Source organism: Sphingobium sp. PNB, assembly GCF_019873065.1.
GTDB classification, from domain to species: Bacteria; Pseudomonadota; Alphaproteobacteria; order Sphingomonadales; family Sphingomonadaceae; genus Sphingobium; species Sphingobium fuliginis.
This window is the reverse complement of sequence record NZ_JAINEZ010000065.1, coordinates 14,901-31,474: the sequence shown is the minus strand read 5'-3', so window position 1 is coordinate 31,474 and position 16,574 is coordinate 14,901. Positions and strand designations below refer to the sequence as shown.

The 16,574-nt window shown below is 66.7% G+C and carries 16 protein-coding genes; 9 read left to right on the top strand and 7 right to left on the bottom strand.

All coding sequences use genetic code 11. The features are described 5' to 3' along the window. Positions 1 to 54: 54 nt before the first annotated feature. A complete protein-coding gene (locus tag K7W03_RS19225; protein WP_025547311.1) occupies positions 55 to 711 on the top strand; it encodes an MBL fold metallo-hydrolase in 657 nt (218 codons plus the stop codon). A 2-nt stretch (positions 712 to 713) separates the two neighbouring features. On the opposite strand, the gene K7W03_RS19220 is transcribed toward K7W03_RS19225, so the two are convergent. After that, a complete protein-coding gene (locus K7W03_RS19220) occupies positions 714 to 1,145 on the bottom strand; it encodes an MAPEG family protein (RefSeq protein ID WP_222887090.1) in 432 nt (143 codons plus the stop codon). Between the two features lie 207 nt (positions 1,146 to 1,352). Here K7W03_RS19220 and rpmF point away from each other — a divergent pair, with 207 nt between their 5' ends. The 5 genes from rpmF to K7W03_RS19195 all read left to right on the top strand — a co-directional run bounded on the left by rpmF (position 1,353) and on the right by K7W03_RS19195 (position 4,886). Continuing rightward, positions 1,353 to 1,532 (top strand): 50S ribosomal protein L32, encoded by a 180-nt coding sequence (gene rpmF / locus K7W03_RS19215; protein ID WP_013848214.1) that lies wholly within the window; start codon positions 1,353 to 1,355, stop codon positions 1,530 to 1,532. Between the two features lie 68 nt (positions 1,533 to 1,600). Next, entirely contained in the window at positions 1,601 to 2,626 is a 1,026-nt protein-coding gene (gene plsX, locus K7W03_RS19210; protein WP_037481578.1) for a phosphate acyltransferase PlsX, read from the top strand. After that, positions 2,623 to 3,591, top strand: a complete 969-nt coding sequence (locus tag K7W03_RS19205; protein ID WP_044661345.1) for a beta-ketoacyl-ACP synthase III — start codon at positions 2,623 to 2,625, stop codon at positions 3,589 to 3,591. Before plsX ends, K7W03_RS19205 begins: the two co-directional genes overlap by 4 nt. Before the next feature lie 572 nt (positions 3,592 to 4,163). Next, positions 4,164 to 4,460, top strand: coding sequence for an integration host factor subunit alpha (ihfA, locus tag K7W03_RS19200; protein ID WP_007687990.1), 297 nt, complete (start codon positions 4,164 to 4,166; stop codon positions 4,458 to 4,460). Between the two features lie 72 nt (positions 4,461 to 4,532). After that, positions 4,533 to 4,886, top strand: coding sequence for a MerR family transcriptional regulator (locus tag K7W03_RS19195; protein WP_044661346.1), 354 nt, complete (start codon positions 4,533 to 4,535; stop codon positions 4,884 to 4,886). 121 nt (positions 4,887 to 5,007) lie between these two features. Here K7W03_RS19195 and K7W03_RS19190 read toward each other — a convergent pair whose 3' ends face one another. From K7W03_RS19190 to K7W03_RS19180, 3 genes are all read right to left on the bottom strand, one after another. Then, positions 5,008 to 5,550 (bottom strand): SixA phosphatase family protein, encoded by a 543-nt coding sequence (locus K7W03_RS19190; RefSeq protein ID WP_044661347.1) that lies wholly within the window; start codon positions 5,548 to 5,550, stop codon positions 5,008 to 5,010. 72 nt (positions 5,551 to 5,622) lie between these two features. Then, positions 5,623 to 8,358 (bottom strand): ATP-dependent DNA helicase, encoded by a 2,736-nt coding sequence (locus tag K7W03_RS19185; RefSeq protein WP_222887089.1) that lies wholly within the window; start codon positions 8,356 to 8,358, stop codon positions 5,623 to 5,625. 53 nt (positions 8,359 to 8,411) lie between these two features. Then, complete coding sequence (locus K7W03_RS19180; protein WP_025547324.1) at positions 8,412 to 8,768, bottom strand: PilZ domain-containing protein; 357 nt, start codon at positions 8,766 to 8,768, stop codon at positions 8,412 to 8,414. A 241-nt stretch (positions 8,769 to 9,009) separates the two neighbouring features. Here K7W03_RS19180 and K7W03_RS19175 point away from each other — a divergent pair, with 241 nt between their 5' ends. Then, positions 9,010 to 10,590 carry a lysine--tRNA ligase gene (locus K7W03_RS19175; protein WP_222887088.1) on the top strand — a complete coding sequence of 527 codons (1,581 nt, stop codon included), beginning with the start codon at positions 9,010 to 9,012 and terminating at the stop codon, positions 10,588 to 10,590. Positions 10,591 to 10,808: 218 nt separating this feature from the next. On the opposite strand, the gene K7W03_RS19170 is transcribed toward K7W03_RS19175, so the two are convergent. The 3 genes from K7W03_RS19170 to K7W03_RS19160 form a co-directional block, all read right to left on the bottom strand. After that, positions 10,809 to 11,279, bottom strand: a complete 471-nt coding sequence (locus tag K7W03_RS19170; protein ID WP_025547327.1) for an RcnB family protein — start codon at positions 11,277 to 11,279, stop codon at positions 10,809 to 10,811. A 193-nt stretch (positions 11,280 to 11,472) separates the two neighbouring features. After that, complete coding sequence (locus K7W03_RS19165; protein WP_099186375.1) at positions 11,473 to 12,150, bottom strand: prolyl hydroxylase family protein; 678 nt, start codon at positions 12,148 to 12,150, stop codon at positions 11,473 to 11,475. 114 nt (positions 12,151 to 12,264) lie between these two features. Next, entirely contained in the window at positions 12,265 to 13,179 is a 915-nt protein-coding gene (locus K7W03_RS19160; RefSeq protein WP_048576442.1) for an RcnB family protein, read from the bottom strand. Between the two features lie 220 nt (positions 13,180 to 13,399). Between K7W03_RS19160 and K7W03_RS19155 the strand changes: the two genes are divergently transcribed. After that, on the top strand, positions 13,400 to 13,939 hold the full coding sequence (locus K7W03_RS19155; protein ID WP_410483100.1) for a biliverdin-producing heme oxygenase: 540 nt from the start codon (positions 13,400 to 13,402) through the stop codon (positions 13,937 to 13,939). Next, entirely contained in the window at positions 13,932 to 16,499 is a 2,568-nt protein-coding gene (locus K7W03_RS19150; protein ID WP_222887087.1) for an HWE histidine kinase domain-containing protein, read from the top strand. Before K7W03_RS19155 ends, K7W03_RS19150 begins: the two co-directional genes overlap by 8 nt. Positions 16,500 to 16,574 lie beyond the last annotated feature (75 nt).

The window sequence follows — 16,574 nt, the reverse complement described above, 5'->3', positions numbered from 1 at the left end:
TCGCCCCCTCCCCAAGGCCTTGCACCCGGCGCGCAGCTTCGCCACATCAACGCCATGACGACTCCGCCCCTCAAAGCCGCCCTGATCCCCGTCACCCCGCTCCAGCAGAATTGCACGCTCTTCTGGTGCACGGCGACCCATCGCGGCGCCTTCGTCGATCCGGGCGCGGATCTGCCCATTCTGAAAAGGGCGGCCGAGCAGCATGGCGTCACCATAGAGAAGATCCTCGTCACCCACGGTCATATCGACCATTGCGGCCAGGCGGGCATCCTCGCCCGCGATCTGGGCGTTCCCATCGAGGGGCCGCATGAAGCCGACCGCTTCTGGATCGACCGGCTGGGCGAGGACGGCGCCCGATACGGCATCGACGGCGAAAGCTTCGAACCCGACCGCTGGCTGGAGGACGGCGATCAGGTCACGGTCGGCGACCTCACGCTCGACGTCTATCACTGCCCCGGCCACACGCCCGGCCACGTCGTCTTCCACCATGCGCCCAGCAAGCTCGCCATCGTCGGGGACGTGCTGTTCCAGGGGTCGATCGGCCGCACCGACTTCCCCATGGGCAATCATCAGCAGTTGGTCGATGCGATCACCGGCAAGCTCTGGCCGTTGGGCGGCGACACGGCCTTCGTCCCCGGCCACGGCCCGATGAGCAACTTCGCCCATGAACGCCGCACCAATCCCTTCGTGGGGGATGCCGTCCTCGCCTGACCCTATCGAACCATCGCCATGGCGGGCGGCGCCGGCACCTCCCGCGTCGCGCCATAGGCGACAGTGAGCGCCGCCACCGCCATGCCGACCATCACCGCCCAGGTCAGCAGCGCTCCTGCGCCGCGCCAGACGGTCGGCTTCTCCGCATCCATCCCGAAGCCATGGGCGATTCGCGCCAGCACCAGCGCCAGCGCCGCGCCCCAGAGCCAGATCGACGCCCCGGCCGCCAGTTCCACCAGCCCGAAGAGAATCAGCGTCACCGGCACATATTCGATGAAATTGGCATGCGCGCGCATCCGCTTGGCCAACAGCGCGCTGCCACCGTCGCCGTGCAGCACATGATCCGAAATCCGGATTCGCGCGCATCGAATCCCCAGCCACATGTTGAGCAGCGCGCAGGCGGCGGCCAGCGTCAGCGTGATCGGCAGCAACATCGGATTTCCCCCCTTTCATGGCGACGCCCCCAGAATAGGGCAGCGGCATGGCGGGGCAAGAAGGACTTGCGCACGGGCCAAAAAACGCTATAGGCGCAGGGCTTCGCGATCATCCGGGCCGCATGGGTCTGCGGCGCCGTTGGCGTCGTCATCCATCGGATACGGCCAGTCGCACTAACAGATCAATTTATGGAATAAGGTGCCGACATGGCTGTCCCCAAGAGGAAAACGTCCCCGTCCCGCCGCGGCATGCGCCGCAGCCATGACTCGCTGCGTGTCGAGGCCTATCAGGAATGCTCGAATTGCGGCGAACTGAAGCGCCCGCACAATCTCTGCGACGCCTGCGGCCACTATAACGGCCGTGAAGTCGTCGCCGTCGGGGCCTGACGCTCAAGCATTTCTCCTGAAAAGGGTGCGTTAACTTGTCCAGCCAACCGCGAATCGCAATCGACGCGATGGGCGGGGATGAAGGCGTACGCGTGATGATGGCGGGCGTTGCGCTCGCCCGTCGCCGTCACGAAGGGTTGCGCTTCACCCTTTTCGGGGACGAGGCGCGGATCAAGTCCGCGCTCGACAACCACCCCAATCTGCGCGCCGCGTCGGAAATCGTCCACGCGCCCGATGTGGTGGCTTCAGGCGACAAGCCCAGCGTCGCCATCCGCAAGAAGACCAGCTCGATGAGCATGGCCATCGCGGCGGTGAAGGCGGGCGATTGCGGCGCTGCGGTCTCCTCCGGCAATACCGGCGCGCTGATGGCGATGGCGAAGCTCGCCCTGCGCACCATGAAGGGCGTCGACCGGCCCGCGCTGGCCGCCATGCTGCCGACCCTGGGCGACAATGACGTGGTCATGCTGGACCTGGGCGCCAACACCGAATGCGACGCCCGCAATCTCGTCCAGTTCGCGGTGATGGGCGCCGCCTATGCCCGCATTGCGCTCGACCTGGAGCGGCCCCGCGTCCGCCTGATGAACATCGGCACGGAAGAAATGAAGGGGACGGAGGAAATCCGCGACGCCGCCGCGATCCTGCGCGCCGCGACCAGCCTGCCGCTGTCCTTCGAAGGCTTTACGGAGGGCGACAAGATCGGCCGCGGCGATGTCGACGTCATCGTGTCGGACGGCTTTTCCGGCAATGTGGCGCTCAAGACGGCGGAGGGCACGGCCCGCTTCGTCACCGACCTGCTGCGCACCGCCTTCACCAGCTCGATCCGTTCCAAGCTCGGCTTCCTGATCTCCAAGCCCGCGATGCACCTGCTGCGCCATCATCTCGACCCCAACAACCATAATGGCGCCGTTTTCCTCGGCCTCAATGGCGTGGTCGTGAAAAGCCATGGCAGCGCAAACGACAAGGGCGTCGCCAATGCCGTCCATGTCGCCGCCCGGCTGCTGGAGGAAGACATCACCCGGCGCATCGCCGCCGACATGCACGGGATCGAGGGGTTGACCGCCCCCGCATCCAGGATGGAGCTGCCCGCAAAGTGATCCGCCGATCCGTTCTCCTGGGCACGGGCTCCGCCCTGCCGGTCCGCTCCGTCACCAATGCCGAATTGGCGCAGACCGTGGACACGAGCGACGAATGGATCGTTGAGCGCACCGGCATCCGCACCCGCTACATCGCGGGAGAGGGTGAAACCACAGCGACGCTCGCCACCGATGCGGCCAGGGCGGCGCTGGAAGCCGCCAGCCTGTCCGCGCAGGACATCGACCTGATCGTGCTGGCCACCGCCACCCCCGACCAGACCTTCCCGGCCACCGCCACCATCGTCCAGGCCGCGCTTGGCATCAACGATTGTGTGGCCTTCGATGTGGCGGCGGTCTGTTCCGGCTTCCTCTACGCCATCACCGTGGCCGACAGCATGATCTGCTCGGGCGCGGCGCGGAACGCCATCGTGATCGGTTCGGAAACCTTCAGCCGCATCCTCGACTGGGAAGACCGCACCACCTGCGTGCTCTTCGGCGACGGCGCAGGCGCGGTCGTGCTGGGCGCGGAGGAAAGCACCGATGGCAAGCGGGGCATCCTCGCCTCGAAACTGCACGCCGACGGCCGCCACAACCAGCTTCTCTATGTCGACGGCGGCCCCTCCACCACGCAGACGGTCGGCAAGCTGCGGATGAAGGGACAGGAAGTCTTCCGCCACGCCGTCACCAACCTGGCCTCGGTGCTGACCGAAGTGATGGCCGCTGCCGACATGACTGCGGCGGACATCGACTGGCTGGTCCCGCACCAGGCCAATGCCCGCATCCTCGATGCGACTGCGCGCAAGCTGAAACTCGCGCCGGAAAAGGTGGTGATGACGGTGGATCGCCATGCGAACACCTCCGCCGCATCGGTTCCCCTGGCCCTCGACCTCGCCATGCGCGACGGGCGCATCCAGTCCGGCGACCTGCTGGTGCTGGAGGCGATGGGCGGCGGCTTCACCTGGGGCGCCTGCGTCCTGCGGGTGTAGGGCCAGGATCGGTCCTGAACATCGTGCGGAAAAGCCGGTCCTGAGCCTGTCGAGGAATGGGAACCGGCTTTCTGCCTGAAAGAAGGCGACAGCAAAAAGCTGGAGCGCGCGACCTGCGCCGGATTTAACGCAGCGCGCTCTGGAACGGCCGATCCGATGCAGTCGTTCGGAATCCGTTCCGGAGCAGGCCAAAAAGGAACCGTTCGCGCCGGGCCCGTCCGACGCCTAGCCTTTTCCCGAGGCCACAGTTCCAAGGAAGCGAAGCCTTTCGACAGGCTCAGGGCGAACGGGTGAGAAAAAGCGGCCCGTCTGCTTTCCAGACCTCTTCACTTCCGACTCAACCAAACAGCGCCCCGGCAGCATCCTCGTGCCAGGCCGATGTCACCCAAAATGGATGGCATCCCTGCGCCATATTCTTCCCAGTCCCATTGCGGGACTGCTACACCGCCCATTTTTCACGGTTTTTTAAGGATTTCGCCGGGTGGTCATCTTGCCGAATCATGCAGAATCGCGCACATTGTCAAATGATCACCCGCATTTAGGCTCGACGGGTGTCAAGGTGGGGAAATGCGATGAGCGGTAACGGAACTCTGACGCGCGCGGATCTCGCGGAGAGCGTGAACCGTCATATTGGCCTTTCACGGGCAGAAGCGGCAACCTTAATCGAATCCATTTTGGAGCATATGTCCGCCGCGCTCGAACGCGGGGAAAATGTGAAGATCTCCAGCTTCGGCACCTTCGTGTTGCGCGACAAGACGCAGCGCATGGGCCGCAACCCCAAGACGGGCGTGGAAGTGCCGATCGAGCCGCGCCGGGTGCTGACCTTCCGCGCCAGCCAGACGATGCGGGACCGCGTCGCCTCGGCCTGAGGGGGCCGTCGGCAAAACAGCCATTTTCCCGAAGGTTGACCTTTGCGCCGCTAAAGGTGCAACATCATGACCATGGAAAAGGCAGAGGGCGCATTTCTGACGATCAGTGAGCTGGCGAGCGAACTCGATTTGCCGCAGCATATATTGCGCTATTGGGAAACGCGCTTCACCCAGCTCCGTCCGCTCCAGCGATCGGGCAACCGGCGCTATTACCGCCCGGCCGACGTGGCGCTGGTGCGGCGCATCAACCATCTGCTGAATGTCGAGGGCTTCACCGTCCGTGGCGCGCAAAAGGCGCTGGCCGATGGAGGTGGCGAGCCGCCGGTCGCGCCCGCGCCCAAAAATGGCGAAACGGCCCCCCACGCCGATCTGCTGCCGCGCCTGGAAGCCATCCGCGCCCTATTGGTCAGGGCGATCGGGGAATAGGGACGGCACGTTCCGATCTGGATATATGCTGCACGCCATCATGCGCCTTTCCGGTCACGTTCGAACAGCTGTCATCCCGTCGCCGCCGCCCACCGTCAGGGGATCGGCGTAACCGTCAGGTTCAGCGCGATCCCGGCCCCAGCGCCGGGTCCAGGTCGCGCGGGCGCGTGAAGCTGGCCAAGGTCGCGATATTGGGCTTCGCCTCGCTCCAATGTTCGATGGGCAGGTCCATCACCGCGATCGAGGCGGTCGGGAACTTCACCTCCACATCCTCGCGCAGCGGGCTCGCGCCATCGTCGGGCACGAGGTCGAGGACCAGTTCCTCCAGACCCGGATTATGCCCGGACATCAGCACGCTGCCGGCGCTGTCGGGCAGGTCGCGGATCACGTCGAACAGGGTGGGCGTGGAGGCGAGATAGATGCGCCGGTCCCAATGCGGGTCGATCACCTCGCCATAGCCGGTGAAGAAGACGTTCAGCGTCTCCACCACCCGCACGGCCGGGGAGGCGACCACCATGTCGAAATGCAGGTCGCGCGCCTTGGCGAATTCCCCCATCACCAGCGCCGCCTTTTCCCCCCGGCGGTTGAGCGGTCGGTCGAAGTCCCGCGCAACCGGATCGTCCCAATCGGACTTGGCATGACGGAACAGGATCAACCGCTTCATTTTTTCTCCAGGTCCCAGAGTGATTTCGAAGCAGGTGAAACGCCTGCTGACTCGGAAATCACGAAAACACAGTCACCAGGTGCCGGACTCGAGTCCCTGAAGCCCTAGCGTTGCATTACCGTTAAGGCCAGCGCGGGATTGCCCGCTGACCGAGATGATGGCCTCGTCCAGCGTCAGGCGGCGGATCGGCGTGCCGGCGGGGAAAGCGCTCAACAACCGGCTGGGCATGGCGGCGGACAGGATGACGAAGCTGCCCCGGTCCTCCGCCCGCCGGATCAGCCGGCCAAAGGCCTGCGCCATCCGCGCCCGGATCAGCCGGTCGTCATAGGCGCTTCCGCCGCCCGCCAGCTTGCGCGCCGCGTGCAGCACGGTGGGCTTGGACCAGGGCACCCCCTCCATCACCACCAGCCGCAGCGAATGGCCGGGCACGTCCACCCCGTCGCGCAAGGCATCGGTGCCCAGCAGCGAGGCGCGGGGATCGTCGCGGAAAATATCGATCAGCGTGCCCGTGTCCATCGGATCGACATGCTGCGCGTAGAGCGGCAGCCCCGCCCGCGCCAGCCGGTCGGCGATCCGCGCATGCACCGCCCGCAGCCGCCGGATCGCGGTGAACAGCCCCAGCGTCCCACCGCCCGCCGCCTCGATCAGCCGGGCATAGGCGCCCGACAGCGCCGCAATGTCGCCGCGCTTGATGTCGGTGACGATCAGCACTTCCGACCGTTCCGGATAGTCGAACGGGCTGCTCGCCTCGAACTGCTCCGCCCCGCGCGGCAGATGGGTCGCCCCGCTCCGGCTCGCCGCATTGTCCCAGTCGCCGCCGCCCTTCAGCGTGGCGGATGTGATCAGCACGCCCTGCGCCGGTTTCAGCACCGCCTGCGCCAGCGGCCGCGTCGGGTCCAGCCAGTGGCGGTGGATGCCGATGTCGAACTCCCGCCCCTCGATCCGCTCGACCGCCAGCCAGTCCACGAAATCCGCGTCCGCCGGCCCGCCGATCCGCGCCAGCAGAGCCAGCCAGGCCGTCACCAGATCGCGCCGCCAGCCAAGCGAGGCAATCGCCCCCTCGACCCGCGCCCGCGCCGCGCCGTCCAGCCAGTCGGGCGCTTCCTCGATCACGGCTTCCATCCGCTTGCCAAGATGGGTCAGCGGCCGCAGCAGCGCGTCCAGCGCCCGCGCCGCCTCCTGCGCCGCCTCGACCAGCGCGCCGTCAGGTTCCGCCAGCTCGGTCTCCAGCCCATAGCCTGCATCCGCCTCGCCACCATCGGCGGCCCGCGCATAGACCGTGCCCCGCACCGCCGCGAGCAGCTCCTCGACCGGCCCGAACGGCTCGCCCGCGACGATCCGCTTCAGCCATTCGTCGGCCGGCAGCGCCCTCGCCGCCTCCGCCGCCGCCCGGATCGCCTCGCCGCCCTGCTCGTCATAGCTGGCAAGGTCCGACAGCCGCGCCGCCAGACCCCGGCGACGCCCCCGCGAATTGCCCTCCGGCCCCATCACCCAGCGGCGCAGCTCGATGGCTTCCTGCCCCGACAGGGCGACGGAAAAGGTCGAATCCGCCGCATCGAACAGATGATGGCCCTCGTCGAACACGATGCGTTGCGGCGCCTGCCCCGTTTCCCGCCCCCGCGCCGCGTTGATCATCACCAGCGCATGATTGGCGATCACGATGTCCGCATCGGCCGAAGCCCGCGCCGATCGCTCGATGAAGCACTTCCGGTAATGCGGACAGCCCGCATAGATGCACTCGCCCCGCCGGTCAGTCAGCGCGGTGGAGCCGTTGCGCCGGAACAAGGTCGGCAGCCATCCCGGCAGGTCGCCGCCGATCATGTCGCCATCCTTGGTGAAGGCCGCCCAGCGCGCCACCAGTTGCGCCAGGATCGCCGCCCGGCCCGCGAATCCGCCTTGCAGCGCGTCCTCCAGATTGAGCAGGCAGAGATAATTTTCCCGCCCCTTGCGCACCACCACGCGCTTCGCCGCCACGGCGGGATCGGGGAACAGGCGCAAACTCTCCCGGTCCAACTGCCGCTGCAACGCCTTGGTAAAGGTGGAAATCCACACCGTCCCCTGCGCCTCCCCGGCCCAGAGGGATGCGGGGGCGAGATAGCCCAGGGTCTTGCCGATCCCGGTCCCGGCCTCCGCCAGCAGCATATTGGGCTGGTCGCGATGCGCCTTGGGCCGAAACACCTCCGCCGCCGCCGCCGCATAGGCGCGCTGTCCCGGTCGCGCTTCGGCTCCCGCGCCGGTCAACTGCTCCAGCCGCGCCACCACCGCATCGGGTTGCAGAGATACCGAACGGGGAGCAGGGCGGGGTGGGCTCTCCTCCCATTCCGGCAATTTGGAGAAGAGCCAACGCTCCGCCTCCTTCGGCTGGGCGATGCGCCCGGCCACCAGCGGCGCCCATGGCCAGCGCAACCGGTGCAGCGACTGCGCCGCCGTCCAGCCGCCCTCGCGCTCGGTCCATGCGGGGGATTCCAGCGTCGCCAGCAGGGCGCCGGTCGCCGCCTGCAACAATTCGGGAATGTCCGCCTCGCTCGCCGGACGAGGCAGGTCCAGCGCTTCGGCCAGCCCCTTGGGCGTCGGCACCAGAAAGCGCGCGGGATGGATGAAGGCCCACAATTCCAGCAGGTCCAGGCCATTCAAATCGGGATAGCCCAGCCGCTGCCCGGTCAGCGGCGCGTTCAGCAGCAGCGTCGGCGTTTCCGCCGTCCGCGCGATGGCGGTGCCCTTGGCAACCGCTGCGGTCCGATCCCCTTCCCGAAGCCATATACCGCCATGGCTGGCGTGAAGGGCGGGCAGGGCAGCGGGGTCGATCACCTCTCCCGCTTAGGCGAACGGGAACAAAAGGGAAACCTGAAAAAGCGCCCGATTCAGCCGAACCGACGCCCGAAACCGCCCGCAGGACGCCCGCCGGGCATGCGCGGCTGAAAGGCCGTCGGCGTCAGCCGCGCGGCCCGTGCGATCTCCAGCCGGTCGAACAGCGGTCCGTCGGTCAGTTCATAGGGGAAGCGGATGCCCATGCGGTCCTCTTCGGACCATTGCACCGTGCCGAACACGACATGGCCCTCATAGTCGATCTGGCACTGGCTGCGCACCGGCAGGCCGCAGCCCGCAATCTGCGCGCCGCCCTCGCTCAGGTCGACGATCATTCCTTCCACGCTGTCGAGCACCGTCGTCACGACGACGGGTATATCGACCGTTATTCTGTGACGGCTGCGCGGCTGCATAGTCCCTCCTGAGCCCCCTAAGCTCCCGATAAATATGCCTGAACAGGGTTAATCAAAGTTAAAGATCTGGCGGGAAAAGCCGCCATTCGTCTCCATTTCGGCACCTGGAATCGCCGCGTCGGGTCCAAAATGAAGCTTGATCTATATTAATGAAGCCTTTGCCGTTCCTTCCGCCGCATGATGTTTTCCGAGTCGTCAGATGTTTTCAACGGCCGCGAAAATGCTTAGGGGGGCATGCATCATGACCGTGTCCGAACTCATCCGCACCGCCGCGCAGGCGTCCAAGGCCTGGCCCTATGAGGAAGCGCGCAAGCTCCTGAAGCGCTATCAGAACGGCGCGCCCGAAAAGGGCTATGTGCTGTTCGAGACGGGCTATGGCCCCTCCGGCCTGCCGCATATCGGCACGTTCAACGAAGTGCTGCGCACCACCATGGTCCGCAACGCCTATCATGCGCTGTCGGACATCCCCACGCGCCTGATCGCGTTCAGCGACGACATGGACGGGCTGCGCAAGGTGCCGGACAATGTGCCCAACCAGGCGATGCTGGCGCAGCATCTGGGCAAGCCGCTGACGCAGGTGCCCGATCCCTTCGGGAAGTTCGAAAGCTTCGCCCATCACAACAACGCCATGCTTCGGGAATTTCTCGACCGCTTCGGCTTCGATTACGAGTTCGTCTCCGCTACGGAGCGCTACAGGTCCGGCGCCTTTGACGACGCGCTGAAGAATGTCCTGCGCCGCTATCGGGACATCATGGACATCATGCTGCCGACGCTGCGCAAGGAACGGCAGGCGACCTATTCGCCGGTCCTGCCGATCTCGCCCAAAAGCGGCATCGTGCTTCAGGTCCCGGTCGAGGTGATCGACGCCGATGCCGGCCTCGTCCGCTTCGAGGATGAGGGCGAGCTGATCGAACGGTCGATCCTGTCCGGCGGCGCGAAGCTGCAATGGAAGGTCGACTGGGCGATGCGCTGGGTCGCGCTGGGCGTCGATTATGAGATGGCGGGCAAGGACCTGATCGATTCCGTCACCCAATCCTCGAAGATCTGCCGCGCGCTCGGCGCCCGCCCGCCCGAGGGCTTCAATTACGAAATGTTCCTCGACGAAAAGGGCGAAAAGATCTCCAAGTCCAAGGGCAACGGCCTCAGCCTGGAACAATGGCTGACCTATGGCCCGCAGGAGAGCCTCGCCTTCTACGCCTATCGCGAGCCGAAGAAGGCGAAGCAGCTCCACATGGGCGTGATCCCCCGCGCCGTGGACGAATATTGGCAGTTCCGCGGCAATTATCCGAACCAGCCGGTCGAACAGCAACTCGGCAATCCGGTGCACCACATCCATGACGGCAAGCTGCCGCAGGGCCGCCTGCCGGTGACATTCGGCCTGCTGCTCAATCTGGTCGGCGTGATGGGCGACGCCAGCCGCGAACAGGTCTGGGGCTATCTCCAGAACTATGTCGCCGACGCCAATGCGGAAAGCTATCCGGAACTGGACGCGCTGATCGGCCATGCCCTCGCCTATCACCGCGATTTCGTCGCCCCGACGCTCCATCGCCGCGCGCCGACCGAAGGCGAAGCCGCCGCCCTGCGCAGGTTGGACGCCGAACTCGCCGCCCTGCCCGCAGGCGCCTCGGCGGAGGACATCCAGAATATCGTCTATGCCATCGGCAAGGATGAAGCCTATGGCTTTGCCGAACTGCGCGACTGGTTCAAGGCGCTCTACCAGACCCTGCTGGGGGCCGACCAGGGGCCCCGGATGGGCAGCTTCATCGCGCTCTACGGCATCGAAAACAGCCGCCGCCTGATCGCGGAGGCCCTGGCCGCCTGAGCGGCGCACGGCGGAACATAACGGGGCGCGGGGCGTTTCGGCATATGGTCCACCCCCTTTCGGACTGATGGTGCGCCCAGCGCGCGCCATCGGCCGCGCCCGCCCGGAAACGAGCGGCGCGGCCAAGGGGGGTAAACGGACCGGAAGCGCCATAGCGCAAAAGGAAACGGCCCCTCGGATCTTCCGGGGGCCGTTTCGTTTTTCACGCCTGGCGGCTCTTACCAGAAGAAGCCGCGATGCACTTCCATCACCCGGCCGGTCCGCACATTGACCAGCAGCACGTCGTTATAATGCCTCACCCACCGCAGGTTCGCGCCGGCGCGGGGCAGGCGATAGCGATAGGGGTCGGAAATATAGTAGCGCGAATTATAATAGTTGGGCTGAAGCCGCGCGCCGACTTCCCAGCGATTGTAGCGGAAGGGGGCCCGCCAGTTGCCGCCGCGATAGACGTCGCGGTGCGACCTGCGGTAATCGCGCCAGTCCTCGCGCAATTCCTGCCGGGCTTCGCGCACGTCCCGGCGCTCCTCGCGGACGTCGCGCCGGTTGCCGTAGCGCTGCGCATCGCGCAGGTCGCGCTGTTCGTGGCGCAGTTCGCGGGCGCTGTCGCGCACCTCCGCACGGGACTGGGCCATGGCGGCCCCCGGCATGACGGTAGCGGCCATCAGGCCCAAGATGATCAATTTACGCATAGGTCTTCTCCCATTGCCTGGCGGCTGAAGTGCGGTGGGGGAGGGGAGAACTTTCCCCGGCCCGACCGGTTCCGCCGACCACGAAGACGGATATGCGCCCCGCCACCTGAACATGCCGGGAATGAAACGGTCAGGAATCAGTCATTTATGTCGCACTTTGTATCAGGGGCCGCCGGGGCCGGCGGTCCGGGGATCAGGGCGTCCAGGGCCGCTCGCGAAACCATTTGGTGACGACATATTTGGTGCCCCGCTCCACCGGGCGCGCGGCGTGCAGGCTGGATCGGTTGGGCGATCCGTCCCGCTCCATATTGTTCCACATCAGCAGCATGCCCTCGACGGGCGGGACCATGAACCCGCAATGCGGGAAATGCGTCTCTCCGCCCGCTTCCACCGGGGAGAGGTAGATCATCGCCGTCCAGCTCCGCTGTCCCCCGGTCTTCAGCATGGCCGGCCAGTAACTGGCCGTCACCGGAAAATAGTCGCAATGCGCCTTATATTCCTGGCCCGGCTGGTATCGCTGCCCCTGCAGCGTCTCGCCATGCTCCGCCGCCAGGCCCATCAGCGCGCAGATGCGGTCGCTGATCCCCCCGACCAGCGGGCTCCAGGGGCTGAGGTTGCAGCTCGCGCTGGTGCGGTAATCGGCATTGGCGCTGCCGGAAAACAGGGTGGAGGGCTGCGCCCCCGCATCGATCAGCTCCCGCAGGCCCGCACATTCCTCAGCGCTCAGAAATTCCTGCCGGCCATAGATTTCAAGCTGCGGCGTATCGATCCGGCTGACCATCGGATTGCGCTCCAGCCGCGCCCGCACCGACTCCCCGATCCGCGCCCGCGCCGCGGAGGCGACTCCGCCATCGTCAACAATCTCGCTCATGCCGCTCTCCTGCCACCGGCCCGCGCCCCTGCGCAAATGAAAAGGACCTGGAACGTCGCCGTCCCAGGTCCAGTATGTCCTGAAGGCCAGTTCAGGAGCGCATGTCTTCCGGCATCACCAGAAGAAATCGTGGATCACGTCGACCACATAGCCGTCGCGTATGTCGACCAGCAGCGCGTCGTCATAATAGCGAATCCAGCGCAGCGAGCCGTAGGCCGGCGGCAGGCGGTAGGAATAGGGATCGTCGATCCAGTAGCTGTTCGAATAGAGCAGGCTGTTCAGGAAGATCCCGATGGAAAAGCGCGAATAGCCGTAGTTCCAGCCGCGCGGCGCATAATAGCGGCCGATCCGGTAGCGGTCGCCATAGCGGGAACGATAGCTGTACCAGTCATAGCGCCGGTCGTTGCGCCAGCCATTGTCCCAGCGCCTCTGTCCTTGCCACCGGGTGCGGTCGTCGAAGCGCCGTCCGTTGTTCCAGCCCGGATTGCCGCCATTCCAACGCCGGTCGTCATCGTTCCAGCGGCGGTCGTTGCGGTCGTCGCGCCGATCCCAGCCGCCCCGATCCCGGTCGTTCCGGTTCCGGTCGTTCCGGTTCCAGTCCCGGCCGTCATTGTCGCGCCGATTGTCCTGCCAGTTCTGCCGATCGCGGTCGTTTCCGCCCCAGTTGCCGCCACCCCTGTCGCCACCTCTGTCGCCACCACGGGGTGTGGTCTCGAAGCGCTGCTGGTCGCGGTTCCAGCGGGTGACCGTCGCGGGGCCGCGCTGGTCGGGCCGCGCCTCATTGCCGCGCCATTGCGGCTGGGCGACCTGCGCCGGCCGTTCCGGCCGCTGCTGCCGCATCTCGCCGCCCTGCCACTGGCGCTGCGCCTGTCCGTTGCCCTGGCCGCCACGGCCGCCTTCGGGCCGGCCCGCCCGTTCGCCGCCACGGCCGCGCCAGCCGCCATCGTCGCCCCGCTGGGCATAGGCCGGGGCGATCCCGCCCAGTACCGTCGCGGTCATCAAGCCCGCCAGCATCATTTTCCTCAACATGCCGTTCGCCTTTGTTTCACGGGGCCATTCGCCCCTCATATGTCGCTTTTAGGACTTGTGCGATGTCACGATGCTGAACTTGTCTGTCAGCGATTTGAAAGAATCCCCGGCGGCGCCCCCAAGGCTGCTTTGCGCCGAAATCCCCGGAAATGTGACCGAAGGAAGGCAAAAGCTGATCCAGATCAGTGCGCCCCCCTGCAAAGCCCCTTAGGAATGCCGGGTGACGATAACGCCCACTGCCGGCAGCGCCCGACAGGCCCTGCGCCAAGCGACGATGGAAAGCCATCAGCGTGTCGACGACCTGTTCTCGCATTTTTCGCTGGACGATCGCCCCGGCTACGCCGCCTTCCTGAAGGCCCATGCCCGGGCGCTCGCCCCGCTGGAGCGGATGACTCGCCCCGATGCGCCGCGCCTGCCGCTGCTGACCCGGGACCTTGCGGCCCTGGGCGAACCGCAGCCCGCGCCGCTCGCCGCGCCGGCGCCCCCGTCCGATGCCTATCGCTGGGGCCTGCGCTACACGCTGGAAGGATCGCGCCTGGGCGGCGCCATGCTCGCCCGCCGCGTCGGCCCCGGCCTGCCGCGCGCCTATCTGTCCGCCGTGCATGAAAAGGGCGGCTGGGCGGATTTCCAGCGACGACTGGATGAAGCCGCGGCCGATGGGGGCCAGCCATGGATCGGCGACGCGATCCGCGGCGCGGAGGCCGCCTTCGATCTGTTCGCCGCCGCCGCCAGGGGCGAAGTGGCGCCCGTCCATGGCTGACGGCAATATCCCGGCCCAGGATTTCGCCGTCGACCTCAGCAATTGCGACCGGGAGCCGATCCATGTGCTGGGCACGGTCCAGCCCTTCGGTTTCCTGATCGCGCTGACCGCCGACTGGCTGGTGTCGCGCGTGTCGGCCAACAGCGCCGATCATATCGGCCTTTCGCCCGAACAGATGCTGGGCCGGCCGATCGGCGGCATCTTCAGCGGGGAGGCGGTCCATTCCCTGCGCAACCGCATCACCCTGCTGCGCGGCCCCGACGCGGTGGAGCGCATCTTCTCCCTCACCCTGATCGAGGGGATCGCGCCGTTCGACGTCGCCGTCCACTTCTCCGGATCGCTGGTCGTGATCGAGGCCGAACCGGCGTCCCATGACGAGATGGAGGCCAGCAGCATGGTCCGCTCCATGGTGTCGCGGCTCGGCCAGACGCAGGGCATGGCCGCCTTCCTGCGGGACGGCGCGCGGCAGGTGCGGGCGCTGACGGGCTTCGACCGGGTGATGGTCTATCGCTTTGCGGAGGGCGGCGACGGCGAAGTCGTGGCCGAAGCGCTGCGCCCCGGCATCGACAGCTTCTTCGGCCTGCATTATCCCGCGTCCGACATTCCGGCGCAGGCGCGGGCGCTCTACCTGCGCAACATCTTCCGCGTGATCGCGGACGTGCAGGCGCAGCCGGTTCCCATCGTGCCGCAGCTCGACCCCTCTGGCGCCGCGCTCGACATGTCGCTCTGCCTGACGCGGGCGGTGTCGCCCATCCATATCGAATATCTCGGCAATATGGGGGTGGGGGCCTCGCTCTCCATCTCGATCGTCGTCGAAGGGCGGCTCTGGGGCCTGTTCGCCTGCCACCATTATGGCCCCCGCCTGCCCAGCTTCGCGCAGCGCAGCGCCGCCGAACTGTTCGGCCAGATCTTCTCGATGATGCTCGAAAACCGGGAGCGCAGCGAAACCTCCGCCTATGAGGGCAAGGCGCGGCAGGTGGCCGACCGGCTGATGTCGGCGGTGGCGCAGGACCATGACCTGCTGTCCAACGCCCGCTGGCTGGGCGAGGTGATCTTCGACACCATCCCGGCCGACGGCGTCGGCGTCTATATCGACGGCCAGATGACCTTTTCCGGCCTTGCCCCGGACGAGCGCAGCTTCGCCGCCATCGTCGCCATGCTGAACCGGGCCGCCGCCGGCCAGGTCTTCACCACCGATCATCTGGCGCGCCTGCTGCCCGAATCGTCCGCCCATGCCGACCGGGCGGCGGGGCTGCTCGCCATCCCGCTCTCGCGCCGCCCGCGCGACTATGTGGTGCTGTTCCGGGCGGAACAGCTCCGCTCGGTGCGCTGGGCGGGAAGCCCGGAAAAGCATATCGAATATGGCCCCAACGGCCCCCGCCTGACCCCGCGCAAGAGCTTCGAACAATGGTCGGAACTGGTGCGCGGCACCGCCGTGCCCTTCACCGCCGCCGAACTGCGCGTGGCGGAGGCGCTGCGCACCGCCCTGCTGGAAGTCATATTGCGCCTGTCCGATTCCGCCCATGATGAACGGCAGAAGGCGCATGAGAAGCAGGAATTGCTGATCGCGGAACTCAATCATCGCGTCCGCAACATCCTCTCGCTGATCCGGGGGCTGCTGTCCCAGACCCGCGACAGCGCCGAATCGGTCGACCAGTTCATCGACACGCTGGAAAGCCGCGTCCACGCCCTGGCCCGCGCCCATGACCAGATCACCGCCGACCGCTGGGCGCCCGCCCGGCTCTACGACCTGATAGAGGTGGAATCGGCCGCCTATCTGGCCGAACGGCGCGACCGGGTGAAGCTGACCGGTCCCAATGTGCTGCTCACCCCGGCCGCCTTCACGGTGCTGGCGCTGGTGATCCATGAGATGCTGACCAACGCCGCCAAATATGGCGCTCTGTCCGACAATGGCAGCGTGGCCATCGGCTGGAGGGTCGACGCCGACGGCAGCCTGCTGCTCGACTGGCGGGAAAGCGGCGGGCCGGCCGTGGTCGCGCCCACCCGCCGGGGCTTCGGATCGACCGTGATCGAACGGTCCATCCCCTATGATCTCGATGGCCGGGCGGAGGTGCATTACCGCCTTTCCGGTCTGGAGGCGCGATTCTGCATCCCCTCCGCCCATGTCGCCTCCGTCCTGCCCGACGTCGTCGGCATCGAACGCGCCAGCCCCGCCCCGGCGCCCACGCCGACGCTGCTCAAGGGGCGCAACGTCCTGCTGGTCGAAGACAATATGATCATCGCCATGGATGGCGAGGACGCGCTGCGCGACCTCGGCGCCGAAGTGATCACCGCCGCCAGCGTCAGCCGCGCGCGGGATGCGATCGCGAACCATGACGTCGATCTGGCGGTCCTGGACTTCAACCTCGGCAATGAAACCAGCCTTCCCGTGGCGGAACTGCTGGCGGAAAAGGGCGTCTCCTTCCTCTTCGCCACCGGCTATGGCGACGGGCTGGACCTGCCCGAACGCTTCGGCGACGTGACCCTGCTCAAAAAGCCCTATTCCGGCGCCACCCTGGCCCAGGCCATCGCCCCCGTGCTCGAAGAAAACGGAGCTTGAGGGCCGCCCGCCGCCGCCTTTCACGCCCCACCCGAAACAATCCGTTTCCAGCGCCCCGCTTGCGCCGCGCCCAAA